Source organism: Gordonia sp. IITR100 (assembly GCF_002009645.1).
In the GTDB taxonomy this organism is placed as follows: domain Bacteria; phylum Actinomycetota; class Actinomycetes; order Mycobacteriales; family Mycobacteriaceae; genus Gordonia; species Gordonia hongkongensis.
In genome coordinates this window covers 196,407-219,882 of record NZ_MVKV01000005.1, presented here as the reverse complement: position 1 = coordinate 219,882, position 23,476 = coordinate 196,407, and the positions used below count along the sequence as shown (strand labels likewise).

Genomic DNA, 23,476 nt, shown 5'->3' with positions numbered 1-23,476 from the left:
GCCTCAATCAATTGCCGCAATTTGTGTCTTTGTCATGGATCGACGCTCTACCGTGAGACGTGTCCGCGGTCACAACCGCGGTGTCGATCAGTACGAGACGAGGCGGGTCATGGAGCTACGGCACTTGCGGTACTTCGCCGCCGTGGCCGACACCTGTCATTTCGGGCAGGCAGCGGAGTCGTTGCACGTGGCACAGCCCGCGCTGTCGTACGCAATCCGCCAGCTCGAGGCCGAGCTCGACGTCACCCTGTTCACGCGGACCACCCGTCAGGTGTCGCTCACCCCGGCCGGGCAGTACCTCAGGGCCCAGGCCGAGCGAATTCTCGCCGGCGTGGACGAAGCCGTGGACGGCGTGCGTCGGATCGCCGCCGGCCGCAGCGGCCTCGTCCGGGTCGGTATCACCGGTATCGCCGCGTTCTCCCATCTGCCGCGCATCGCGCGGGTCGTCAAGCGGGAGTTGCCCGATGTGGATCTTCGTATCCAGTCCGACATGCTCACGCCGGGCCAGTGCGACGCCCTGCGCGCCGGCACCCTCGACCTCGGGATCCTGCGCCCGCCGGCGATCGGGGAGCACATCGACACGACGGTCATCGATGTCGAGCCGATGGTTCTCGCGGTGTCGGTCGATCACCGACTGGCCGCCGAGCCCGTGGTCTCCGTCGCCGACCTCCGCCACGAGCCGTTCGTGCTGTACGACAGCCGGGACTCGGCCGTCAACGACGCCGCGATACGGACATGTCGCGCAGCGGGTTTCGTTCCCCACCGGGCGCACCAGGCGCCGGGTACCGCGGTGCTGCTGGCCCTGGTCGCCGCCGGGCTGGGGGTCGCCCTGCTCCCGGCCTCGGTGCGGTCACTTCCGCTCGACGGTTTGGTGGTGCGCGACCTCGTCGATGCCGACACCGTCGAGGTGGCACTCGCCTGGCGATCGGGTTCCGACGACCCGGTCGTCACCGCGGTCGCCGACGTCATCGCCGCTGCCTTCGCCGATTCCGCCTTCGCCGATTCCGCCGCAGAGTCGCGCGACACCCAGCTTGCCGACCACCGTTCCGTGAGGACCCGACTGGGTGCTCGATCTGGAGAGAAACCGTGAAAATCACCGCTGTGGAGGCGATTCCGTTCGCCATCCCGTACTTGAAGCCGCTGAGGTTCGCCTCCGGCGAGGTGCACGCCGCGACCCACGTGCTGGTCCGGGTGCACACCGACGCCGGCGTGGTCGGCGTCGCCGAGGCGCCGCCCCGCCCGTTCACCTACGGCGAGACCCAGGACGGCATCATCGCCGTGATCAAGGGCATCTTCGCGCCCGCGGTCGTCGGCCTCACCTTGCTCGAGCGTGAGGTGGTCGCCGCCCGGGTGGCTCGCACGGTCGGCAACCCGGCCGCGAAATCCGCTGTGGACATGGCGATCTGGGATGCGCTGGGCAAGGTCCTGGGGTTGCCCGTGGGGGACATGCTCGGCGGTTACACCGACCGGATGCGCGTCAGTCACATGCTCGGTTTCGCAGAGCCGGCCGCGATGGTCGCCGAAGCCGAGAAGATGGTCGACATCTACGGGATCCGCACCTTCAAGGTGAAGGTCGGACGTCACCCGGCATCCCTCGACACCGCGGTCGTCCGCGCGCTCCGCGAGCGGTTCGGCAGCGACGTCGAACTCTACGTCGACGGCAATCGGGGCTGGACCGCAGCCGAGTCGGCGCGAGCCATGCGGGAGATGGCCGACCTCGATCTGCTGTTCGCCGAAGAGCTCTGCGACGCAGCCGATGTGCTCGGTCGCCGGTGGCTGGTCGAACAGCTGCCGGTGCCGTTCATCGCCGACGAATCGGTGCCCACGCCGGCCGACGTCACCCGCGAGATCCTCGGCCGGTCGGCGACCGCCGTCAGCATCAAGACCGCGCGGTCGGGTTTCACCACCTCACGCCGCACGCATCACCTCGCCGAGGGGTTGGGCGTCCCGGTCGTCATGGGCAACCAGATCGACGGACAGATCGGGACGGCGTGCACGCTCGCCTTCGGCAGCGCCTTCGAGCTGACCTCGCGCTACGCGGGTGAGCTGTCGAACTTCCTGGACATGAGCGACGACCTGCTGACCGAGCCGTTGCAGATCCGCGATGGCCACCTGCACCGTTCGACCGCGCCGGGCATCGGTTTCGAGATCGATCCGGACAAGCTCGACCGCTATCGCACCGACAACTAGACCCGCACGCCCACAACACGTCTCGTGGCAGCCCCGCGAACCCAGTAGCAAGGAGAAGAACATGACCACCACCGAGCATCCCCAGGAAGTCGCCACCGCCGCGGCGTCCGGCGCCTCCGCCACCGAGCGGTTCCACGCGGACAAGTCTCCGTTCGAGGCAGTGAAGGACACTGCGCCGGAACGTGTCTCGGCCCTCATCAACGAGGTCCTCGCGGGCGTGCACGAGGTGATCCGGAAGCACAAGGTGACCTACGACGAGTACAACGCGCTCAAGGCGTGGCTCATCAACGTCGGTGAGGACGGCGAGTGGCCGCTGTTCCTCGACGTCTGGGTGGAGCACGTCGTCGAGGACGTCGCGACCTCGCATCGTCAGGGCAACAAGGGCAGCATCGAAGGCCCGTACTACGTCCCGGACGCTCCGGAACTCGGCGCCAAGGGCACTCTGCCCATGCGGGACAACGAGCCCGGCGATCCGTTGGTGTGGACCGGCCAGGTCCGGTCGTGCGACGGCACCCCCCTCGCCGGCGCCACTGTCGAACTCTGGCACGCCGACGACGACGGCTTCTACTCGCAGTTCGCGCCGGGAATTCCGGAGTGGAATCTGCGCGGCACCTTCACCGCCGATGACGAGGGCCGCTTCGAGATCACCACCATCCGGCCCGCGCCGTACATGATCCCGACCGATGGCTCGTGCGGGAAGATGATCTCCGCGGCCGGTTGGCATCCGTGGCGTCCCGCGCACCTGCACCTCAAGGTCTCGGCACCGGGCCACGAGCAGCTGACCGCACAGCTGTACTTCCCGGGCGACCCGCACAACGATGACGACGTCGCCAGCGCCGTCAAGCCCGAACTGGTGCTGGACCCGAAGGACGACGGCAAGGGCGGCTTCACCATCTCCTACGACTTCGTGCTGGATCCGGCGAAGTAATGCTGTTCCACGTGCGGATGGACGTGTCCATCCCCGACGACCTCGACCCCGACGTCCGGGCCGACACGGTCGCCCGGGAGAAGGCGTACTCGCAGGATCTACAACGCGCCGGCAAGTGGCCGCACATCTGGCGGATCGTCGGGGAGTACTCAAACTACTCGATCTTCGACGTCGAGTCGAACGACGAACTGCACACCCTGCTGTCAGGTCTGCCGCTGTTCCCGTACATGCGGATCAAGGTCACCCCACTGGCGACCCATCCTTCCGATATCAACGGGCCTGCTGCTCCCTGAGGAGGGAGCGAGCCCACCCATCTGCTCCCTGAGGAGGGAGCGAGCCCACCCATCTGCTCCCTGAGGTGCGAGCGAAGCGAGCCTCGAAGGGACGGCGAGTCAACTCACCAGCCCTTCGAGGCTCGTCGCTTTCGCTCCTCGCACCTCAGGGGGCAGGGGGTGTTGCTTTCGCTCCTCGCGCCTCAGGAGGCAGGCGGCGCCGATCGCAGCGTGAGGATCGTGATCTCCGGCGGCGTGAGGACACGGACCGGCGGGCCCCAGGCGCCGGCGCCGCGGGTGGTGTAGATCGTGGTGTTCCCGATCTGGTCGAGCCCGGTGATCGTCGGCTGCTGGGCACGGACGAGGTAGCGGATGGGCCAGAGCTGGCCGCCGTGCGTGTGCCCGGACAGCTGGAGGTCGACACCCAGATCCGATGCCTCGACGGCCTGCTTGGGCTGGTGGGCGAGGAGCAGGGTGAAGTCTTCGGGAGACGTTCCCGCCAACGCCGCCGGGAGGTCGGGCTCGTACGGTTCGGGGGCGGTGGCGTCGTGGACGCCGGAGAGTGTGATGGTCGCGCCGTCGACCTCGATGGGCGCTCGTGCGTTGCGCAGCGTGCGCACGCCGAATTCCTCCCAGACGTCGAGCCACCGACCACCGTCGTCGGCGTAGTACTCGTGGTTGCCGCTCACACCGAAGACCCCGAGAGGCGCATCCAGATCCGCGAGGGGTTCGAGGGTATCGCGGACGTTCGGGATGGTGCCGTCGGTGAGGTCGCCGACGAGGACGACGAGATCCGGCTCCTGCCCGTTGACGTCGTCGACGACGCGCTGGGTGAACGACGCGTCACGGGCCGGGCCGACGTGCAGGTCGGAGATCACCGCGATGCGCGTTCCGTCGAACTGCGGCGGCAGGCTCGCGAACGTGGCGTCGATGTCGACGACCTGGGGGCGAGATGCTTCCCACACCCCGTAGCCGGTGACCCCGAGCGCGACCACCACGACCGCGGCCGTGGCGACCCGGAGCTTGCTGAGCCGACGGGCCGCGAACGAGGGGTTGTCCTGCACTCCGGATCGACGTCGCCGGATCCAGCGGACGATGTGTGCGGCGAACGACACTAGGCCCACCACCGCGAGGCCGAGGAACAGGTAGAAGACGGCGGCGAGCCAGATCAGCCCGATCGTGCCGATGGGCCGCGCCCACGACGGGTCGAGCACCCGTCCGGTGGCGAAGCCGATGAGGGCGAGCGCCCACAGGACGACCAGCGCCACGTCGGCGATGATCGACCAGGGGCGCGGCATCGCGGTCGCGCGGACGATGCGCCGATGCAGCCAGAACGTGATGAGTCCGAAGACGACGGCAGGAAACAACGCCACGGGATGGACTCCTGAGGGTGGTGACGGCAGGGCGACGGAGGGCCAGGTGCCCGGTCATGGGCGGATTGCCCCATTCTGCCATCGGTTCGCGTTGGTACCCTCGCCGCCATGGCCGAGGTCCTCATCACCCCGCTCGAGCTGGCCGAGATGCTGCTGGCGACTCCGCCGATCCTGCTGGACGTGCGCTGGCAGCTGGGCGACTTCGATGGTCGGCACGCCTATCGCGAGGGTCACATCCCCGGTGCGGTCTACGTCGACCTCGACTCCGAACTGGCGGCCCCGCCCTCCGGGCCGGTCGGCGGCAGGCATCCGCTGCCCGACGTCGCCGACCTCCAGGAGGCGGCCCGGCGATGGGGGATCGACGACGCCGTCCCGGCGGTGGTCTACGACGACTCCGGCAACCTCGCGGCCGCGCGCGCCTGGTGGCTGCTGCGGTGGGCGGGTGTCGCCGACGTGCGACTTCTCGACGGCGGCCTCGCGGCGTGGCGTGCCGAAGGCCTGCGCACGACGACGGGCGACGGCGGTCGGCCGCGAGCGGGCAACGTGACCCTGAGCCCCGGACACCTGCCGGTCGCGACCATCGACGACGTCGCGGCCGGGCCGGCACACCTGCTCGACGCCCGGGCCGCCGAACGCTATCGCGGCGACGTCGAACCGGTCGATCCGCGCGCCGGCCACATCCCCGGGGCGATCAGTGTCCCGACGGCGGACAACGTCGACACCTCCGGCCGCTTCCGTCCGGCGGAGGAGCTACGACGCCGGTTCGCAGATGTCGGTATCGACGGCGGGGCCGGCTCCGATGTCGTCGTCTACTGCGGTTCCGGGATCAATGCCGCGCACCAGATCGCGGCGCTCGCCGTCACGGGGATCGACGCCACGCTGTTCCCCGGTTCGTTCTCGCAGTGGTCGTCGGACCCGGAACGGCCGGTCGCCGAGGGCGACCGGCCCTGAGGCGAGAGGAGCGCAAGCCGCACTCTCTGCTCCCTGAGGAGCGCCCGGAGCTTGCGGAGGGCGCGTCACGAAGGGTTTGCCACGCACCTCGCCAGGACCCTTCGAGGCTCGTCGCTTGCGCTCCTCGCAACTCAGGGAGCGGGCGGTGACGCGCGCACGGGTCAGGCCGCGAACACCGACAGTCGGGCGGGTTCTTCGACGACCGAGTAGTGCGTCGCGTCGCCCTGGAGAACCTGGCTCGCCTGACCGTGGACGTCGACGGGCACATCGCCGGCGAGGGTGATGCGGTGCAGTTCACGCTGCTGGTTGCCGAAGTCGGCGATGCCGTAGTGCTGCGTGGCGCGATTGTCCCAGATCGCCACGTCGCCCAGTTTCCAGTTCCACCGGAAGGTGTTCTCCAGCTTCGTGATACGCGCCTGGAGGAGCTGGTAGAGGTCGGCGAACTCGGAACTCAGGAGGCCGCGGAACTCCTTGGCGAAGTGTCCGAGCAGCAGGCTGCGTTCGCCGGTCTCGGGATGGACGCGGACGACGGGGTGCAGCGTCTGGTACTCGGAGCTGGTGAACTCCTTGTAGTGCTCGGCCTTGCGACTGACGTCGACACCGCCGGACGGCTCCTTCTGGCCGACGTAGTCGTACAGATTGGTGTGGGTGGCCCACAGCTCTTCGGTCAACGCGCGCAGCGGTTTCGGCAGCTGCTCGTAGGCGGCCACCGTCGACGCCTAGGTCGTCGCGCCGCCGTAGCTCGGCAGCGTCACCGCCCGGAGGATGGACGCCTTCGGGATGCGATCGACGAACGTAACATCGGAGTGCCAGCTGTTCGCGGCGCCTTCGATGGTCAGCAGCTGTTCGCCGCGTGAGGTCACCGTCGGATGAGGTGCGGTGGGATCGCCCAGGAGTTCGGCGAACGCGTACTGGCTGTCGTCGTCGAGCTGGTCCTGGCCCTCGAAGACGATCGTCTTGTTGATCGCCAGCGCCAGGCGGATCGCCTCCACCTGCTCCGGGGCGAGGTCGCCGCCGAGCCGCACCTGGCCGATGCGTGCCCCGATGTGCTCGCCGAGCTTGTCGACGGTGATCCCCGCGTCGCGGTAGATCTACTGAGCTGCCTGCTCGCGCTCGGTCCGGTCCTCGATGTGCGCCAGGGTCATCTCTCGTCCTCTTCTGAATATCGTTTGATGGCAATCGAATTCATCAGACCACCGCGACGGTGGTGCGATCGAGGGAAACGCTCACGGTGATCGGAACGCTTCAGTCCGCCGAGGCCTCCGCCGCGTCGTCGATCTCGCGACGGACATCGGCCGGAACGCGCACCGTCCTCACCGCCCGAGGACCGGTACACCAGGGACCTCGTCGATGCCGTGCCGTTCCCGGACCCGGTCGTGCACCGGGCGCGTCGGGAACGGATTCGATGAGTTTGTCTCAAGCGTCCACCCCGGGCCGGGTGTAGATGGTGTGATCGGGTGACCGACGATCCCGGGAGTCGCCATGAGTATTGCCCTGACCGATGACCACGTCGAACTCGCCTCGGTGGTGCGCGAATTCGCCGTCGACCGAAAGGTGCGGGCGCAGGCGCGCGACCGACTCGACGCGCCCGAGGAGGCCAGACCCACGTTCTGGGCGGAGATCGCCGAACTCGGTTGGCTGGGTCTGCACGTCGCCGAGGAGTACGGCGGTTCCGGTTTCGGGATCGCCGAGTTGGTCGTCGTGACAGAGGAATTGGGCCGCGCGGTGGCGCCGGGTCCGTTCCTGCCCACCGTGATCGCCTCGGCGATCCTGACTCATGCCGACGACGAGACGCCTGCCCGCTGGCTGCGGCCGCTCGTCGACGGCACGGTCACCGCGGGTGTCGCGGTGGTGCCGGGACTGACCGAGGCCGGTGGGACGGTCTCCGGTCAGGTCGACGCGGTACTCGGCGCACCGCTCGCGGATCTGCTGGTACTCATCGGCGACGACGATGTGCTGGTGGTGGAGTCGTCGGACTCCGGTGTCGAGGTGGGCGCGCACGCCGATCTGGACCCGACCCGATTGTCGGCGAGGGTGTCGCTGTCGAGTGCTGCCGCCGTCCGTCTGCCGAGACTGGCGGCCACCGCGCTGGCGCTCACCCGGACGCTGGTCGCGGCCGAAGCCGTCGGCGGGGCGCGGGACGCGCTGGACGCCGCGGTGGCCTACGCGAAGGTCCGCGAACAGTTCGGCCGGACCATCGGTGCGTTCCAGGCCGTCAAGCACCACTGCGCGAACATGCTCGTCGGCGCGGAGGCCGCCACCGCGGTGGTGTGGGACGCGGCGCGAGCGGCCGACGAGAACGCCGACGCGCTCGGGCTGGTCGCGGCATCGGCGGCCGCGCTGGCACTGCCCACGTACACGACGAACGCCGAGCTGAACATCCAGGTGCACGGTGGGATCGGCTTCACCTGGGAACACGACGCGCACCTGCATCTGCGCCGCGCCACCGTGCTGCAGGCGCTGTTCGGCGGACAACAGCCGGCTCGTGACGTGTACGAGTTCTCCGCAGGCGGCGTCACCCGTGCCAACAGCCTCGACCTCCCACCCGAGGCCGAGGAACTGCGCGCGCGCGTTCGAGCCGACATCGCCGAGATCGCCGGCGTCGACGAGTCCGCGCTGCGCGAGAAGCTCATCGACACCGGTTACGTCATGCCGCATTGGCCCAGGCCGTGGGGACGCGCCGCGGATTCCGTCGAACAACTCGTCATCGAGGAGGAGATGGCGACCGCGGGTGTGAAGCGGCCCGAGTACAGCATCACCGGGTGGGTCATCCTCACCCTCATCCAGCAGGGCACGCAGGACCAGATCGACCGGTTCGTCCGGCCGGCGCTGCTCGGGGACGAGGTGTGGTGTCAGCTGTTCTCCGAGCCCGGCGCCGGGTCGGACGCGGCGGCGGTCAGCACGAGGGCCACGCGCGTCGACGGCGGCTGGCGCATCAACGGCCAGAAGGTCTGGACCAGCGGCGCCCACCTGTGCCGGCGAGGGCTGGCAACGGTGCGGACCGACCCGGAAGCCCCCAAACACAAGGGCATCACCGCCGTGTTGATCGACATGTCGGCGCCCGGTGTCGAGGTACGTCCGCTGCGGCAGATCACCGGCGGGTCCGAGTTCAACGAGGTGTTCTTCACCGACGTCTTCGTTCCTGACGAAGACGTGGTGGGCACACCGAACGACGGCTGGGCCGTGGCCCGCGCGACCCTCGGCAACGAGCGGGTCAGCATCGGCGGCGGTGCGCCGGGTAGCGAGGGTGCGGTCCAGCAGATGGTGGCACTCGTCCAGGGCTACGGGGACCGGGTCGAGGGGGCGGCGACGAAGGTCGGTGAGTTCCTCGCCGTCGAAGATGCGCTGCGACTCCTCAATCTGCGTCGCGCCGCCCGATCGGTCGTCGGCGCCGCTCCCGGACCCGAGGGAAATGTGACGAAACTGCTTCTCGCCGAGCATCTCAGCGACCGCGCGCATCTGGCCGCGGAATTGCTCGGACCCGACGTCGCGTTCTCGTCCGGTCCCGGCAAGCTGGCCGGCCTGCTGATCCTCGGGGCCCGCGGGATGTCGATCGCCGGCGGGACGTCGGAGATCACCCGCAACCAGATCGCCGAACGCATCCTCGGCTTGCCGCGCGACCCGCTCATCCGCTGAGCGCCCAGAGCTTGCGGAGGCCACCCCTCTGCTCCCTGCGCAGGGCCCACCTTCTGCTCCCGGCGGAGGGTCACCCCTCTGCTCCCTGAGGAGCGCCCGGAGCTTGCGGAGGGCGCGTCACGAAGGGTCTCGCAACCCGCCTCACCAGGACCCTTCGTGACGCTCGCAAGCTCGCTCCTCAGGGAGCAGGGGGTGACGCTCGCAAGCTCGCTCCTCAGGGAGCAGGGGGTGACGCTCGCAAGCTCGCTCCTCAGGGAGCAGGGGGTGACGCTCGCAAGCTCGCTCCTCAGGGAGCAGGGGGTGACGCTCGCAAGCTCGCTCCTCAGGGAGCAGGGGGTGACGCTCGCAAGCTCGCTCCTCAGGGAGCAGGGGGTGACGCTCGCAAGCTCGTTCCTCGGGGGCGGTCACCGTCGCCCGGGCGGCCGGTCACCGGCCGGGCGCAACGCCCACGACGGCACCCAGTGCGTGACCTTCTCCTGTCGGTCCTTCGAGGTGATCGTGTAGGTGACCTTGCCGTACCAGGCACCCCATTCGTCGCGCCCCCACTCGGTGAGGACGCCGAGGTGCACCGACCGGATCTGCAAACCGTCGGGGTGGTACTCGCCGCTGAAATGCGGTGCGTTGGGGTAGAGCGCGCCCAGGTCGATGAGCACCGCCTTGTGGCCGACCCGCACGAAGGCGGGCCGGTGTGGTTGGCCGTTGTCCCCGCCAATCCACTTCATGCCCACCCGGACAGTTTCGCACGTGTGTTCGAGCGGTGTCACCCTCGGTCGGGTCGGCCGGGCCGCCCGGCGGGAACTAGGGTGTCCCGATCGCGAAATCGGGATCGGGGTCGTCCAGGTAGCCGGCGAGTTCGCCGAACGCACTCGGATCACCGTCGACGCCGACGTCGCCCGCTTCGACGGCCGTGCCGAGATCCACGAGCTCGAGGAGCAGCGTCAGCAGGGTCTGCTTCGTCAGGGTGAACGTGGCTGCGACGGGGTCGCCAGCGCTTGCCTGATCCACGTCGAAATGAACCAGGAGGCCGTTGCGCAGCTCCGATCGGTGGCGTCGGTCGACATCGGTGATGTGCCAGTCGAGGACGATGTGGGCGTCCCAGGCCGCTGGCCCGTCGACTCGTAGGGCGACGGCGTCGAAGAGCTGATCGACCGACAGGGCGGCGACGATGTCCGTGGCCGCCGTCGTGGTCGGCGTCCCGACGGGTCCGTGGCGCAACTCGTACGCCCCCATGAGGTAGAAGTTGCGCCACGTGCCGTTCTCCGAGCCATAGCCGAGCTGTTCGAGCGTGTCCGCTTGGAGACTCCGCGCCTCCTCGTGCGCCGGGTCGGCGAAGACGACGTAGTTCAGGACCTGTGCGACCCAGCGGAAGTCGCCCGCCTCGAACGACCGGCGGGCCTTCCGTACCACCTCGTCCGCGCCGCCCATGAACTCGACGTGCCGCGTCGCGGATTCCACCGGCGGGTGTTCCCAGAGGTGCGCCGGATTCCCGTCGAACCATCCCATGTAACGCTGGTAGATGGCCTTGACGTTGTGGCTCACCGAGCCGTAGTAGCCATGTGTGTGCCAGGCGTTCTCGAGTGCCGGGGGCAATCGGATGTCCTCGGCGATCTCGAGACCGGTCCGGCCCTTGTTGAGCTGCCGAAGGGTCTGATCGTGGAGGTATCCGTAGAGGTCGCGCTGGAGGGACAGGAACTCCGTGAGCTCCGCGGTGCCCCATGTCGGCCAGTGATGCGACGCGAAGAGCACGTCGGAGCGCGCCGCGAAATCGTTGATCGCCTCGGTCAGGTAGCGCGACCACACGTGCGGATCACGGACCAGGGCACCCCGCAACGTGAGCAGATTGTGCAGGGTGTGGGTGGCGTTCTCGGCCATACAGAGCGCGCGCATCTGCGGAAAGTAGAAGTTCATCTCGGCCGGTGCCTCGGTGCCGGGCGTCAGCTGGAATTCGATGGTGACCCCGTCGATGGTCTCGACCTGTCCGGTGGTGGTGATGTCGAGGGTCGGGGCGATCAGGGTCGCCGTGCCGGTGGACGTGGACTGGCCGAGGCCCGCGCCGATCGCACCGCGCGGGCCCCTCGGCAGCGCGGCCCCGTACATGTACGCCGCGCGCCTGCCCATCGCCGTTCCCGCGTAGACGTTCTCGGCGACCGCGTGCTCGACCATGCCTGCGGGCGCGATGATCTGGCACTCGCCGGCGTCGACGGCCTCCTGGGTGGTGACTCCTTTGACGCCGCCGAAATGATCGATGTGCGAGTGCGTGTAGATGACGGCGGTGACCGGACGATCGCCACGATGCTCCCGATAGAGGCGGAGGCCGGCGGCCGCGGTTTCCTGTGAGATCAGTGGGTCGATGACGATGACGCCGGTGTCGCCCTCGACGACGGTCATGTTCGACAGGTCCAGGCCGCGGATCTGGTAGATCCGATCGGTCACCTCGAAGAGGCCTTGTCGGGCAACGAGACCCGACTGCCGCCACAAGCTGGGGTGGGCGGTGGCAGGCGCCTCGTCGGCGAGGAAGGAGAATTCATCGCAATCCCACACCGACTTCCCGTCCTGGCCGGCGATGGCGGGGGGATCGAGTTCGGCGACGAGTCCGCGCGTGGCGGCGTCCAGGTCGCGGGTGTCCTGGAACGGGAGGTGATCGTGGGCGGACGAATTCGCCTGTGCCACAGCAGGGGATGCGTCTCGAGAGAGAGCCATGTGCTTGACCTCGTCGATTCTCGGTTGAGTGCGTACGGTGACGTTCTCGGTGAGCGATGCGTACGTACCACTCTGTCAGAAGCGCGGATGCCTCGCCGGGGTTCGGCACGCTCAGTTGACACCCGACCGCTCGCCGACCGTGTGGACGACGACGACCTCGGGGTCCCAGGGGACCAACTCGTCGACCGTCGTCTGGAGCTCGTCGATCGGCGGCAGGTCCTGCGGGGCCAGCACACCGACGGTGACCGTGCTGCCGGTCCAGCTGACGCCGGTCACCTCGGACGAGTCGTTCCCGCCCGATCCGAGCCACGACTCCGCCGCGGTCGCGATCTGCCGGGACCACAGTGACGAGAGCGAGTTCGCGACCATCGGGACGGTGACGACGACGAGAGCTACGGCCAGTGCCGCGTAGGCCCGGCGTCGAGGGGCCCTCGGATGTTCCGCACCGGCGAGATCGGCGGCCTCTCGGCCATAGCCTGCGATCGTCAACACGACGAGGCTCGTGATGATCATCGCGACCACGTTCGACGCGAACAGCACGAAGGCGCCCAGTGCGAGCGACGGGGCTCCCGACCCGAGGCAGACGCCGACGACCCCGAGTGGCGGCACCAGGGAGATGGCGATGGCCACGCCGGGCAGCACATCACCGACGTCGCGACGGGTGATGGCGATCGCGCCGACGAGGCCGGTGGCGAGGGCGGCCAGGAGGTCGACGAGCGTCGGTGACGTCCGGCCCAGCACCTGTGAGTTGGAGAGCACGTTCGTCGGGTTGGGTAGCAACTGGGCGAACACGACGCCCAGGATCGTCACCAGGATGACCCCGGCGAGCACGTAACCGACACTCGCGAGCACGAGTCGACCACGGCCGGTGGCGATCCCGAGTCCGATGCCGAGGATCGGTGTCGACAGCGGCGCGACGATCATCGCCCCGATGACGGTCGCCGTGCTGTCGGCGACGACTCCCGAGACCGCGATGATGCCGGACAGCGTGAGCATCAACCAGAAGGCGCTGCGTTTGGCGGTGCGGTCCCCGACGGAGAAGTCGAGGCGTTCGACGATCTCGTCCAGGCTGCGACGCTGTGAACCGGGGATGAGGGAGAGCACGATCGGAGCCCCTTCGTCTCGAGGTCCTCTGAAAGTACCCGTTCGCGGTCCGCTGTCCAGCAGAGTCGGCGCAACCGTGTGACCATGGATGAACGCCGGGGAAAGCACAGGGGGCGAACATGGATCGGTTCACCGGATGTCTGCTCGCCGGTGCTGCCGGCGACGCGCTGGGCGGGGCAGTCGAGTTCTCGACTCGGGACGCGATCCTGGAGAGGTTCGGACCCGCGGGCATCACCTCCTACTCCGAGGCGTACGGCGGCCTCGGCACCATCACCGACGACACCCAGATGACGCTGTTCACTGCGGAGGGTCTGCTGCGCGCCTGGGCCCGCGACTGCGCGGGAGGCATCTCCTGCTACGCGGCCACGACGGCCCGCGCATACCTGCGGTGGTTCATCACGCAGGGCGGCCATCCGCGGCACGGCGTGCTGGCGACGACCGAACGGTCCAGCTGGCTGGCAGGGCACCAGCAGTTGCACAGCCGACGGGCACCCGGCACCACCTGTCTCGAGGCGCTCCGGGTGACCACTCGTCCGGGCGTCCCGGCCGACAACGACAGCAAGGGCTGCGGAGGTGTCATGCGGGTGGCGCCGGTCGGTTTGTTCGCGGCCCGCGTGGACTGGTCTGCCGCAGGCACTTTCGACCTCGCGACCACACTCGCGGCGCTCACCCACGGCCATCCCTCCGGTTCGCTTCCCGCCGGCGTTCTCGCGGTCGCGGTTCGCGAGCTGATCGTCGGGGCCGGCCTGCCGGAGGCGCTGGCGACGGCGAAAGGCATCCTCCGGAATCGTTCCGGTCACGAGGAGACCCTCACCGCCCTCGATGCCGCGGAAAGCCTTGCCGGTTCGGGCCTGTCCCACGAGGCGGCGATCACGCGCCTCGGCGAGGGCTGGGTCGGAGAGGAGGCGCTCGCGATCGCCGTCTACTCCGCGCTGGTGGCCGACGACCTCGAGGACGCGGTGATCATCGCGGTCAATCACGACGGCGACTCGGACTCCACCGGCGCGATCGCAGGCAACCTGCTGGGTGCGCGCGACGGGGTCGAGGCCATCCCACCGCGCTGGCTGGAGCCCCTCGAACTGCGCGACGTCATCGCCGAGATGGCGGGCGATCTACACGAGTTCGTGGACTGGGACATCACCGAGACCGATGAACCGGCCGGGTCGGGCAGTTGGGTCGAGAGGTACTGGGGACCCCGCCCGGGGGCGACTCCGGACCTTCGCCCGGTGGGCTGAGTCTCCGGCGCGACCGGCGCCATCGTCGTCACCCGCCAGAACGTGGCAGGTCAGCGCCTCGGCGTCGTGGCGACGAGGTGCGCAACACGACGGCCACGACGGGGTTGCCCGATGGTCACAGACGTCGGTTTGAGTTCTCCCCATGGCAGTCGCTCTGAGATCCGACCGTGGAATCCGTGTGCTCACAGGCGCTTCCGGGGTCGGGTTCATTCTCGCCATCTGCGGCTCGAATGCGATGACGCCACTGCTCCCGGGATACATGGACACCCATGAGTTCGGGCCCGCCGCGGCGTCGGTGCTGTTCGCCACCTACTTCATCGCCCTGATCATCATCCTGTTGATCTCGGCTCGCGGCCCGCTCATCCGGCACAGCCGCACGGTGTTACCGCTCGCTCTCCTCGCGGCGATCGTCGGCGACCTCCTGCAGATCGTCGGCGCGTCGGTCGAGGTGCTGCTGTTCCCGGGACGGTTCCTCACCGGGGCGTCGGCGGGCCTGAGCACGGGCGCCGCCGCGGCGATCATGGTGGCCGCCCGCGGCGAACGGGGTCGTGCGTTCATCGCCTCCGGTTCGCTCATCGGCGCCGGAAGCGGGCTGGTCGCGGCCATCGCGATAGCCGTGTTCCTGCCCTGGCAGCTGGTCACGGTGTACGCGATCCACGCCGCGGCGACCGCGGTATGCCTGATCGTCTTGCTCGTCGGTCTGCGTCTGGCTCCCGGTTTGCTTGCGTATGGCAATGATTCGTCGACGGACGATGGCTCAGCGCCGCAGTCGACACACGCTCACACCGGCGACCTCGACGTCCACAACGGCGACCTCGACGTTGCGGGTACGCGTCGTCGAGATCCCGGTGCCTATCTGGTCGGCACGCTGGCGTGGGCGATCGGTGCGCTCGCGGTGGGCGCGATGCCCGCCGCGATCCTCGCCACCGGAGCGAGCGACTCGCTCCTCGTGGCCCAATGTGTCGGTGGCGCATGTCTGTTGGTCTCGATGGTCGCGAGTCTCGCCGGCGTGGGGGTGCGGCTCGTGACGACGCTACCGGCGGTCGGGGTGCTCCTGGTCGTCGGATGGTCGACGGCGGTGGTGGGTCTCGTCCTCGGCCGGCTCGACGTGATCGTCCTGGGTACGGTCGTCGGCGGGATCGGTCAGGCCGGCGGGTGCCGAGTGGCGCTCGCCGCTGTCACCCGCGGTCTCGGCGCCGTCGAGCAAGGTCGTGTGGCGTCGCGGTTCTCCGCCTTCGCCTACAGCGGTGCGGGTGTGATGGTGGTGCTCGACGGTGTCGCCGGCCAGGCAGTCGGGACCCTCGGTGGCGCCATCGTCACCGGCGTCGTCTACGCCGCGGTCGCGGCCGTCGCCATCGGTCTGGTCGTTCGACGAGCTTCTCCGCTCCCCGATCCGAAAGTCCGCAGTACCGCAGGTGTGATGGCGGCTCCCCGGAATCGATGACTGGGCCGATACGCGCCGGCGACCGGCAGACTTCAACTCGACCGGCAGACTTCGATCGAGGTCTAGGAGTCGAGTTGAAGTCTGGCGGTCCGCAAGCTCCACGCGCACCTCGGGGAGCCGGGGGTGATCGGGGTGCTTCGCTCCCACCCCAAGCACATTCGCGGCGCAAACCGGACACCTGTGCCTACCTTGGATCACATGACACCCACACGCATCTCCGGTCCGATCACCTGGCTTGCCGTGTTCCTGGCGGTCGCGCAGGTGGTCGCGCCCGTGGTCCCGTTCTCCGGTTTCGGCGCCTCGCCCAACGAGTCGACCACAGATCTGTTGATCACCCCGGCGGGCTACACGTTCTCGATCTGGAGTCTCATCTACCTGCTGTCGATCGTCTTCGCCATTGCCGTGGTGCGGAAAGGTGCCACCGGGACCGACGACCCGCGGCGTCTGCTCATCGACCTCGAAGTCGCGTTCGCCGGCGCTGCGCTGTGGATTCTGGTGTCGGCCGCGGAGTGGACGTGGGTGACACCGATCGTGCTGACGGTCATGACGGTGGTCCTGCTCGACGCCGCCCGCATCGCCGCGAGACCGGCCGACGACGCGGCGCCCCGGTGGCTCATCGTCCTGACCCGCATCCTCGTCGGTGTCTATGCGGCCTGGGCCACCGCGGCGGTCTTCCAGAACTGGGCCGCCGCGATCGGTGCCGACGTCGCCGACCCGCAGTCCCTGGGATGGCAGCTGACCATCCTGCTCGCATGCGCCCTGCTCGGCCTCGCCGTGACCGCAGCCGTCGGGTCGGTGCTCGTCGCGTACCCGCTCACGCTGATCTGGGCGCTCGTCGGGATCATCGTGGCCGCCAAGGGCGAGACAACGGCGGTCGTCGGCGTCGCAATCGGGACGATTGTCGCGCTGGTCGTGACCACCGCGGCATCGACGATACTGCGGCATCGGGCGGGTGTGCCCGCTCCTGCTGCGGCACGATAGGCGGGACCGATACTCGAGAGGCGGACCATGACCACCACTGTTGTCGCCGGGAACCCGAAGCCCGGTTCGCGCACGCTCGACGCCGCCCGGCAGTTGGCGCGGGCACTGACCGGGACCGATCCCGACCACGTCGTCGACGTGATCGAACTCGGGCCGGGTCTGCTCGGATGGGGTGACGCCGCGGTCCAGGCCGCGGTCGACGTAGTCGCCTCGTCGGATCTCGTCGTGGTGGCGAGCCCGACTTTCAAAGCGACCTATACCGGCATCCTCAAACTGTTCCTCGACCAGTTCGCCGCGGCCGACGGCCTGCGCGATGTTGTCGCCGTCCCGCTGATGCTCGGGGCGGGCCCCGCACACGCGATGGCACCCGATCTGCTGCTCAAACCGGTCCTGGTGGAGCTCGGAGCGGTGTGCCCGGCACCCGGTCTGTACCTGATCGACTCGACCTACACCACCGATTCACGGATCGCCGACTACACCGACCGCTGGTCGTCGACGCTCCTCGGGTCCTGAGACCGCCCACCGTGGCGATGTCGCGCCGGCACAGTGCGCCTCAGGACGCGCGGCCCAGCTTCACCTGTGCTTGCCGTAGGACCGCTGGGACCTTCGATGCCGCGAACAGGGTGCGGAACTGCCAACTGTCGTCGCGTGGCAGGATTCTCGAACGCTGGAGCGCATCGAGCGAGTCGTAGAGCGTCTCTCCCTCTTGGAGAAGGCCGTCCTTGTTGAAGTGATAGCGATCCACGGCGGGGCACTGGAGGAACCGGCCGTTGCCGTGGACGACCGCCGCCGTGTCGTCGTAGGGGTAAAGGCGTAGCGATCCGTCGAAATGTCCACTCCCCATGTACCGGATCATGGTGCGGACGGTTCCCTCCGGTGTGACGTCGACGTACACCTGGTCGGGAATCGGGTCATAGCGCCAGTCGGGGATCGCATCGAAGAATGCGAAGTTGTACGTGACGAAGTCGTCGATGCCGACGATCGTCCGGCCGAACGTCGTCACATCGGTGTATGTCATGTCGGCCGCGTACAGTTCGTCGTTCACACTCATGTCGCGGACGAGGAAACTCCACCAGTATTTCTTGGCCCACGTCATCAGCCACGAGAAGTCGCGATCGAAGGCCCTGCTGTACAGATCAAGTTTTGCTTCCCACATCGTGAACCACTCGCGAGTCGTGGCCTGGAGTTCCTCTTCCGAGAAAACACGAACCCGTTCGCCACGGTTCGAATCGAGGTACTCGGGTGCGGGTCGTGCGAGGCGGGGTTTCCGCAACGCCTCCTGGAACATCTCTTCGCTGAAAGTCATCTTCGGTCCTTTCGATTGTGCCGCGGTGGCGGCGATGATCGGCGTGTAGCGGCGCTGGTGGTGAGGTTGTCGAGCTCGTCGCCGTTGTGCGAGAGCCCAACTCGGCGTTCGGTGTCCTCGAGTCGAACGGTGGAGGGGTGGACTCGCAGGCCCGGTGAAGGCGGCGCGTCGATTCTCGAACCAACGTGAATCATATGATTCCTCTTGCGTTGAGTACTGTCAAGGACGATGGTCGAAAGTGTGGAGAGGGGTCGGACGGTGGGTGATTCGTCGCAGAAGCGGTGGCGAGGTCAGACGCTCCAGGATCGTTCCCTGAAGCGGCGCGACCAACTCTTGGACGTCGGTGAGAGGTTGCTCGGAACCTCTGGTGCCGGTGCGGTGACGATGCGGGCGGTCGTGCGAGAGGCGGGCCTCAGTCCACGCTACTTCTACGAGACCTTCTCCGGCCGAGACGATTTCCTTGTGTCGATATACGACAGGGTCGAATCTCGAGTCCTCGAGCGGGTGGCCGGGATCGAGACCGGCGGCGACTTCCGGACGTCGGTCCACGCGGTGTGCCGCGCGTGCGGTGACTTCTTCGAGGAGGATCCGCGCCGTGCTCGCATCCTGCTGCGTGAGCCGCTGAGCGACGACGTCCTGCGTGAGCACAGTGCGAAACGATCGCGGTTGTTCGTCGAGACGATCATGGGACTGTTGGGGGTCGACGACGAGCTCGTTCCGAGTCCGGGCCGTTTGCCGATCATCGCAACCGGCCTGTCGGGTGCACTTGTCGCGCTCTACCTCGACTTCGCCGACGGTCGACTGGCTGTCGATCGCGACGAACTCGCGGACGCCGCGGTCGATATCGTCTGTGCCCTCGCTGAATCGGCGGGATTGCGCGGCGCCTGAGTGAGTCGACGGTCAGTGCACGGAGATCGAGCTCCGTGCGTCGTCGTCCTTTTCGAGTAGGAAGAAGTGTGGGCGGTCCTCTGCACGCGACTGCATGGCGCCCAGCACCACGTTCGGCCCGGCTGACTTGAACAGGTCGATGACCGGTTGCTTGTCGTAGATCATGGCGGCGGTTTGCTCTCCACGGTAGTCCATCATGCGCACGGACGCGGCTGGGCGGTCGGAGGGCATGATCGGGATCGTGGCATCCAGAATCCGACGCAGGATCCGGTCGACCCCCTGCGGAAATTTCGGTGGTCGAAGGAACAGCGGGGTGGGTATCAGGGCCGGGTTCAAGGGGTGAATTCGCCCGGACCGGGTCTGGATCAGGATCGGCAGGGCATTGCCCTCGCCGTCGAAGTGCTTTCCATACCAACCGATCCGCTCCAGGGACCCATCCAGCCGGTGCTTCGTGAGGATCTCGGTACCGCGCCACCGTCCCCGCAACTCGCCGGCTTCGACGGAGGGTAGCTCGTCGAAGACTTGTTGTACCGCGGAGTGTTCACCGGAGGTGCGGCCGTCGGCGTGCCGGGTGAGCTGCGTCGATGCGAACGGGAACGATTGCGGCTCCGTGTGCGACGCAGTGAGTCGCAGAGCGTTGTCAAGGAGCTGGGAGGTCAGCGGGTCGTCGCGACGATACAGATCACGCACCTTCGTGGTGAGCGATGCGCTGCTGCCGAGACGTCGGAAAAGGGGTTGCACGGCAACGTACATGAGCCGGAGAAGCGGATCGGCGATCGTCGGTAAGCCGTTGCCGCGCCGGAACACCTCGGGGACGACCGCCAGGCTCATGAGTTCGGAGAGTCCCAGCATCAGATCGACCGCGACGTGCCGCGGACGACGACCGTTGCCGAGTGTTGTCAGCAGTCGGATGGCACGCAACCGGTCTGCAGACCAGCCCTGCTTGGTCCGGAACTGGTCTGCGACCGAGTCGTAGTAGTCATCGAGTTGGCCCGGGCTGGTCGGGAAGGTGTCGCGGGGTACACCCATGAGAACAGCGATCTGGGCTCCCTCGGAAAGGTATTCGCACATCTCCTCTTCCGTGAGACGCGGAACGCGTCGTCCATCCCGGTAAGCGAAGTTCTCGTACGCGAGAATTGCTGCGTGGACGATCGTGACCGCGGCGAAGAGCATGCTCGACTCGTCGGTGGCGGCATACTTCTCGCTGCTACCGGCAATCGTCCCGCGCATCGGTCGGTGGTAGTTGAACAGTTTGCGAGCGGCCAGGTCGGCCTGGCTCTTCGATCCGAAGAGGATCGGAGCGGGAACGCTGACCGTCCGCTGTACCCGCTCGAAGAAGGTGACCTGGGGTCCGTCGGGGACTCGGGCTGTGCGCGACGGGGCGCCGAACACGGGATCGTGCTCGGCGAGAACGTGCTGGAAGACGATGTGTGGGGATTCCAGTGCGTTGGTGATCTGGGCGATCATGACCTGCGTCGCAGGGTGTAGGAAGACTTTCCACGACCACGAATCGGGGCCGAAATAGCCTACGTCTCCGTCGGCGGACCGCTCCAGCAACTCTGATCGGTCGGGTTCCGACATGGCTGTACCTCGTCTCGACGTCTGACATCGCACGTTACAGGAATCGGGTGATTCCTATGACCGTGGGATGGTGTCACCTGCATGGCGCCGTTGTCAACGGCAGCGTCAGTGGGACACGTCGAAGGGTGGGCGGACCGCATGGATCCCCGACTGCGCCGCTGACGCGATCATCCGCTCGGTGAGTTCGGAATCGGCCTGTGCGCGCAGCGGATCGGCGACGTCGCGGTCCCATACCGTGCGGCCACCCACCACGACCTCGCGTAGGTTGCGCAGTCCGCAACCGAGCACGTAGGTGGCGACGGGGTCCCAGATGGGGCCGAGGTGGGGGGAACGGGGATCGACGACGAGCAGGTCCGCGAACTTCCCGACCTCCAGCGAACCGACCTTGTCGGCCACGCCCATCGCCGATGCCGACCCGAGCGTGTGCAGGGTGAGCATGTCGACGGGGGTGAGAACAGCGGCGTCGCTGTGCTTTCCGCGCTGCAGGAACATACCGGTGCGCATGTTCTCGAACGGGTCCGACACGTCGGTGCACGACTGGTCGTCCACACCGACGCCGACGGTCACCGAATCCCGGAGCAGACGGGGGATGTCGGCGATGCCGGAACCGAGCCGACCGTTCGACATCGGCTGCCACACCACCGCCGACCCCGTGTCGCGCACACGCGCGACCATGTTCTCGGTCGGGTGCACGAAGTGTCCGAAGGCGAAGCCGGGGCCCAGAACGCCTGCGGCGTCGTACCAGTCGAATTTCGACTGCTGGATCTCGATCTGCTCGGCAGTCTCGACGAAGTGCGCCTGATTGGTGATCCCGTACCGGTCCATCAGTGCCCGTTCGCGTTCGGCGGTCGCCTGCGACGACGACCACTGCACCGAGCCGTAGACCGAACCACCCAGATCGAGGTCGCGGTCGACGGTCGTCAGGTGGGTCATCACCTCGTCGAAACCGGCGAACGCGGCGTCCTCGCCGAGTTGCTCGTCGTCGAGTCGCACACTGGTGACGAATCGGATCCCGGTGGCCGCCAAGCCGTCCACCTGGGCGGTGACGAACTCCGGAGAATGCACCCGAGCCGCCTTGAGGACGGACTCCTCGTAGTCGAAGAGTGCCAGGACGCGGGACTGGGTGAAGTTGTACACGGAGGTGATTCCCGAGGACAGGTGATCGAGCCCGCCGGCCAGCGTCATCCAGTACAGGTCCTGCGCTTCGGCGCCGAGCAGCATCGTGCTGTTCAGCGTGACCCATTCATAGAGTGGGCTGTTGGGCGCCACCCCGCGCATCCCGCCGGTGTAGATGTGACTGTGTGCCGAGACGAAACCGGGTGCGAGGAAGGCGCCGTCGAGATCGTGGCGGGGGAGCGGTGCGTCGGCCGGCGGTGAGCCCTCGCCCATCCCGGAGATCCGGCCGTCCTCGCCCACCGACAGCCATCCCCAGAACCAGGGCCTATCGCCGCTGACCGGCAGTACGAGGGCGTTGTGGTAAGTGCCGGTCATCCCGGTAGAACCTCCGAATTCCAATGATTTCCGTTGTCGGTGAACCGTACTCGCTGCGACGGCCCGTCCGGGTCGCCGCGCCAGAAGGTGATCTCCCGCAAGTCGACGGCGTACCCGGTCCAGGTGGGCGGTGCGGTCAGTCGCGGGTGGGCCGAGTCGTAGTCGGACCATCGCCGACGCCGCTCCTCGGGTGGCATTGCGGCGAGGTCGTCGTCGTTCAACCACGCCAGGAGTTGCAGGTACCGGGAACGGCGCGAGTAGGCCTCGGACAGTTCGTCGTCCGACGCTCGCCGGACGTCACCGTGCGCGACGACCTGCCGGCCGACGGCGGGCCAGGCGATCGCGATCGAGGCCCGGGGGTTGTCGGCGAGTTCGGCCACCTTGGCCGACCGGCTGTCGGTGTGGAAGTAGACCGCGGTGTCGTCGGCCTCGGTGATCAGCACGTGTCGGACCCGGGGATAACCGTCGGGGCCGCACGTCGCCAGTGCCATCAACGGCCGTGGCTCGTCCGACGGGGGAAGCCAGCTCCGCAGCAGCGTCATCGGGTGGACCGAGAGCTGATCCGCGGTCGCGCAATCGGTTCCGAATCCGGTACCGCTGGTGATCAACGCCCCACCCGGCCCGGGTCGAAGGTGGCGATCTCCGGCAGCGCGGCGACGAGGTCCTCGACGCGCTCGTCGAAAAGCTTCGCGCCGATCGAGGCGTCGGCTCCAGTGGGGTCGCCGATCACCCCAGACTCGGCGAAATCGGTGGACAGCCAACCGAATCGGACGGTGCCGGCGAAACCGACGTGCCCGGCGTCGGCGACCGCGTCCGCCACCGTCGCGACCGCCTTGTCCATGTGCACGAGATCCGGCCGGAGGTGCAGCATCATCGAGGTCTCCGCCCAGCCCGCGTGGATACCGAGTCCGCGCTCGGTGGGACCGGGGTGACCCGGGCCGGAGGAGAAGAAGGTCTGCAGGTCGAACCGTCGTCGGAGTTCGCGCGCGGCGACCTCGATCAGTGCGGAGTTGCCGCCGTGCGCGTTGAGGAACAGCACACGACGCGCCGGGGTCTGTGCGAGCGACGCCCCGATGTCGACGATCGTCTCGAACAGGGTGCTCGCCCGCAGCCAGATCGTGCCCGGGAGCCGCGAGTGCTCGTCGGATTTGGTGTAACCCAGCGCCGGCAGGAGCCAGACATCGTGCCCCGCGGCGGCACCGCGGTCCACGACGGCCTCGGCGACCGACTCCGCGACGATGAGATCGGTGGCCAACGGCAGGTGCGGGCCGTGCGGTTCGATTGCGCCCGTGGGTAGTACGAGAATCGAGTCCCGCGACAGGGTGGTGCCGATCTGTTCGGTGGTCAGCTCGGCATAACGCCGGTGCGCGGCCGGGCGCGTCGTCCTGGTGGTCAC

20 protein-coding genes and 1 pseudogene are annotated in these 23,476 nt (G+C 68.0%); 11 read left to right on the top strand and 10 right to left on the bottom strand.

The annotated features are described in order from the left end of the window. The first annotated feature begins 109 nt into the window (after positions 1-109). From B1818_RS10890 to catC, 4 genes are all read left to right on the top strand, one after another. The gene (locus tag B1818_RS10890; protein ID WP_078112762.1) at positions 110-1,090 is read left to right on the top strand and encodes a LysR family transcriptional regulator; all 981 of its coding nucleotides are present in this window, start codon (positions 110-112) and stop codon (positions 1,088-1,090) included. Continuing rightward, positions 1,087-2,190, top strand: coding sequence for a mandelate racemase/muconate lactonizing enzyme family protein (locus tag B1818_RS10885; RefSeq protein WP_078112731.1), 1,104 nt, complete (start codon positions 1,087-1,089; stop codon positions 2,188-2,190). Before B1818_RS10890 ends, B1818_RS10885 begins: the two co-directional genes overlap by 4 nt. A 61-nt stretch (positions 2,191-2,251) precedes the next feature. Next, positions 2,252-3,118 carry a catechol 1,2-dioxygenase gene (gene catA / locus B1818_RS10880; RefSeq protein WP_078112730.1) on the top strand — a complete coding sequence of 289 codons (867 nt, stop codon included), beginning with the start codon at positions 2,252-2,254 and terminating at the stop codon, positions 3,116-3,118. Then, positions 3,118-3,411, top strand: a complete 294-nt coding sequence (gene catC / locus B1818_RS10875; protein ID WP_065632578.1) for a muconolactone Delta-isomerase — start codon at positions 3,118-3,120, stop codon at positions 3,409-3,411. The genes catA and catC overlap by 1 nt, the downstream gene beginning before the upstream one ends. 182 nt (positions 3,412-3,593) lie before the next feature. Here catC and B1818_RS10870 read toward each other — a convergent pair whose 3' ends face one another. Further along, positions 3,594-4,763: a metallophosphoesterase gene (locus B1818_RS10870; RefSeq protein ID WP_078112729.1), complete on the bottom strand. Its 1,170-nt coding sequence runs from the start codon at positions 4,761-4,763 to the stop codon at positions 3,594-3,596. A 108-nt stretch (positions 4,764-4,871) separates the two neighbouring features. Between B1818_RS10870 and B1818_RS10865 the strand changes: the two genes are divergently transcribed. Then, a complete protein-coding gene (locus tag B1818_RS10865; RefSeq protein ID WP_078112728.1) occupies positions 4,872-5,714 on the top strand; it encodes a sulfurtransferase in 843 nt (280 codons plus the stop codon). A 161-nt stretch (positions 5,715-5,875) separates the two neighbouring features. On the opposite strand, the pseudogene B1818_RS10860 reads toward B1818_RS10865, so the two are convergent. Further along, positions 5,876-6,805 (bottom strand): annotated as a pseudogene (locus tag B1818_RS10860) (TauD/TfdA dioxygenase family protein). 391 nt (positions 6,806-7,196) lie between these two features. Between B1818_RS10860 and B1818_RS10855 the strand changes: the two are divergent. Further along, positions 7,197-9,350 carry an acyl-CoA dehydrogenase gene (locus B1818_RS10855; RefSeq protein WP_058249764.1) on the top strand — a complete coding sequence of 718 codons (2,154 nt, stop codon included), beginning with the start codon at positions 7,197-7,199 and terminating at the stop codon, positions 9,348-9,350. Positions 9,351-9,754: 404 nt separating this feature from the next. Here the strand turns inward: B1818_RS10855 and B1818_RS10850 are convergent, their stop codons facing one another. The 3 genes from B1818_RS10850 to B1818_RS10840 form a co-directional block, all read right to left on the bottom strand. Continuing rightward, a complete protein-coding gene (locus tag B1818_RS10850; RefSeq protein ID WP_010842754.1) occupies positions 9,755-10,072 on the bottom strand; it encodes a hypothetical protein in 318 nt (105 codons plus the stop codon). 76 nt (positions 10,073-10,148) lie between these two features. Continuing rightward, entirely contained in the window at positions 10,149-12,050 is a 1,902-nt protein-coding gene (locus B1818_RS10845) for an alkyl/aryl-sulfatase (RefSeq protein ID WP_078112727.1), read from the bottom strand. 111 nt (positions 12,051-12,161) lie between these two features. Further along, positions 12,162-13,154: a TIGR00341 family protein gene (locus tag B1818_RS10840; RefSeq protein WP_078112726.1), complete on the bottom strand. Its 993-nt coding sequence runs from the start codon at positions 13,152-13,154 to the stop codon at positions 12,162-12,164. A 119-nt stretch (positions 13,155-13,273) separates the two neighbouring features. Here B1818_RS10840 and B1818_RS10835 point away from each other — a divergent pair, with 119 nt between their 5' ends. The 4 genes from B1818_RS10835 (at position 13,274) to B1818_RS10820 (ending at position 17,327) form a co-directional block, all read left to right on the top strand. Beyond that, entirely contained in the window at positions 13,274-14,389 is a 1,116-nt protein-coding gene (locus B1818_RS10835; protein WP_078112725.1) for an ADP-ribosylglycohydrolase family protein, read from the top strand. Positions 14,390-14,567: 178 nt separating this feature from the next. Next, the gene (locus tag B1818_RS10830) at positions 14,568-15,833 is read left to right on the top strand and encodes an MFS transporter (protein ID WP_254859642.1); all 1,266 of its coding nucleotides are present in this window, start codon (positions 14,568-14,570) and stop codon (positions 15,831-15,833) included. A gap of 198 nt (positions 15,834-16,031) precedes the next feature. Then, positions 16,032-16,814, top strand: a complete 783-nt coding sequence (locus tag B1818_RS10825) for an MFS transporter (RefSeq protein WP_078112723.1) — start codon at positions 16,032-16,034, stop codon at positions 16,812-16,814. Positions 16,815-16,841: 27 nt separating this feature from the next. After that, the gene (locus tag B1818_RS10820) at positions 16,842-17,327 is read left to right on the top strand and encodes an NAD(P)H-dependent oxidoreductase (RefSeq protein ID WP_078112722.1); all 486 of its coding nucleotides are present in this window, start codon (positions 16,842-16,844) and stop codon (positions 17,325-17,327) included. 40 nt (positions 17,328-17,367) lie between these two features. Here B1818_RS10820 and B1818_RS10815 read toward each other — a convergent pair whose 3' ends face one another. Then, a complete protein-coding gene (locus B1818_RS10815) occupies positions 17,368-18,120 on the bottom strand; it encodes a hypothetical protein (RefSeq protein ID WP_078112721.1) in 753 nt (250 codons plus the stop codon). 228 nt (positions 18,121-18,348) lie between these two features. Here B1818_RS10815 and B1818_RS10810 point away from each other — a divergent pair, with 228 nt between their 5' ends. Continuing rightward, complete coding sequence (locus B1818_RS10810) at positions 18,349-19,008, top strand: TetR/AcrR family transcriptional regulator (RefSeq protein WP_078112720.1); 660 nt, start codon at positions 18,349-18,351, stop codon at positions 19,006-19,008. A 12-nt stretch (positions 19,009-19,020) separates the two neighbouring features. On the opposite strand, the gene B1818_RS10805 is transcribed toward B1818_RS10810, so the two are convergent. From B1818_RS10805 to B1818_RS10790, 4 genes are all read right to left on the bottom strand, one after another. Continuing rightward, a complete protein-coding gene (locus B1818_RS10805; RefSeq protein ID WP_078112719.1) occupies positions 19,021-20,589 on the bottom strand; it encodes an oxygenase MpaB family protein in 1,569 nt (522 codons plus the stop codon). A 105-nt stretch (positions 20,590-20,694) separates the two neighbouring features. Beyond that, the gene (locus B1818_RS10800) at positions 20,695-22,080 is read right to left on the bottom strand and encodes an amidohydrolase family protein (protein WP_078112718.1); all 1,386 of its coding nucleotides are present in this window, start codon (positions 22,078-22,080) and stop codon (positions 20,695-20,697) included. Beyond that, a complete protein-coding gene (locus tag B1818_RS10795; RefSeq protein WP_078112717.1) occupies positions 22,077-22,688 on the bottom strand; it encodes a pyridoxal 5'-phosphate synthase in 612 nt (203 codons plus the stop codon). The genes B1818_RS10800 and B1818_RS10795 overlap by 4 nt, the downstream gene beginning before the upstream one ends. Continuing rightward, complete coding sequence (locus B1818_RS10790; protein WP_226514084.1) at positions 22,685-23,476, bottom strand: creatininase family protein; 792 nt, start codon at positions 23,474-23,476, stop codon at positions 22,685-22,687. Before B1818_RS10790 ends, B1818_RS10795 begins: the two co-directional genes overlap by 4 nt.

Bases quoted from the DNA above. Each gene is read 5' to 3' on its own strand.
- B1818_RS10890 (WP_078112762.1), top strand. From the start codon at position 110: ATGGAGCTACGGCACTTGCGGTACTTCGCCGCCGTGGCCGACACCTGT.
- catA (WP_078112730.1), top strand. From the start codon at position 2,252: ATGACCACCACCGAGCATCCCCAGGAAGTCGCCACCGCCGCGGCGTCC.
- catC (WP_065632578.1), top strand. From the start codon at position 3,118: ATGCTGTTCCACGTGCGGATGGACGTGTCCATCCCCGACGACCTCGAC.
- B1818_RS10865 (WP_078112728.1), top strand. From the start codon at position 4,872: ATGGCCGAGGTCCTCATCACCCCGCTCGAGCTGGCCGAGATGCTGCTG.
- B1818_RS10855 (WP_058249764.1), top strand. From the start codon at position 7,197: ATGAGTATTGCCCTGACCGATGACCACGTCGAACTCGCCTCGGTGGTG.
- B1818_RS10850 (WP_010842754.1), bottom strand. From the start codon at position 10,072: ATGAAGTGGATTGGCGGGGACAACGGCCAACCACACCGGCCCGCCTTC.
- B1818_RS10845 (WP_078112727.1), bottom strand. From the start codon at position 12,050: ATGGCTCTCTCTCGAGACGCATCCCCTGCTGTGGCACAGGCGAATTCG.
- B1818_RS10835 (WP_078112725.1), top strand. From the start codon at position 13,274: ATGGATCGGTTCACCGGATGTCTGCTCGCCGGTGCTGCCGGCGACGCG.
- B1818_RS10825 (WP_078112723.1), top strand. From the start codon at position 16,032: ATGACACCCACACGCATCTCCGGTCCGATCACCTGGCTTGCCGTGTTC.
- B1818_RS10820 (WP_078112722.1), top strand. From the start codon at position 16,842: ATGACCACCACTGTTGTCGCCGGGAACCCGAAGCCCGGTTCGCGCACG.
- B1818_RS10815 (WP_078112721.1), bottom strand. From the start codon at position 18,120: ATGACTTTCAGCGAAGAGATGTTCCAGGAGGCGTTGCGGAAACCCCGC.
- B1818_RS10810 (WP_078112720.1), top strand. From the start codon at position 18,349: ATGGTCGAAAGTGTGGAGAGGGGTCGGACGGTGGGTGATTCGTCGCAG.
- B1818_RS10805 (WP_078112719.1), bottom strand. From the start codon at position 20,589: ATGTCGGAACCCGACCGATCAGAGTTGCTGGAGCGGTCCGCCGACGGA.
- B1818_RS10800 (WP_078112718.1), bottom strand. From the start codon at position 22,080: ATGACCGGCACTTACCACAACGCCCTCGTACTGCCGGTCAGCGGCGAT.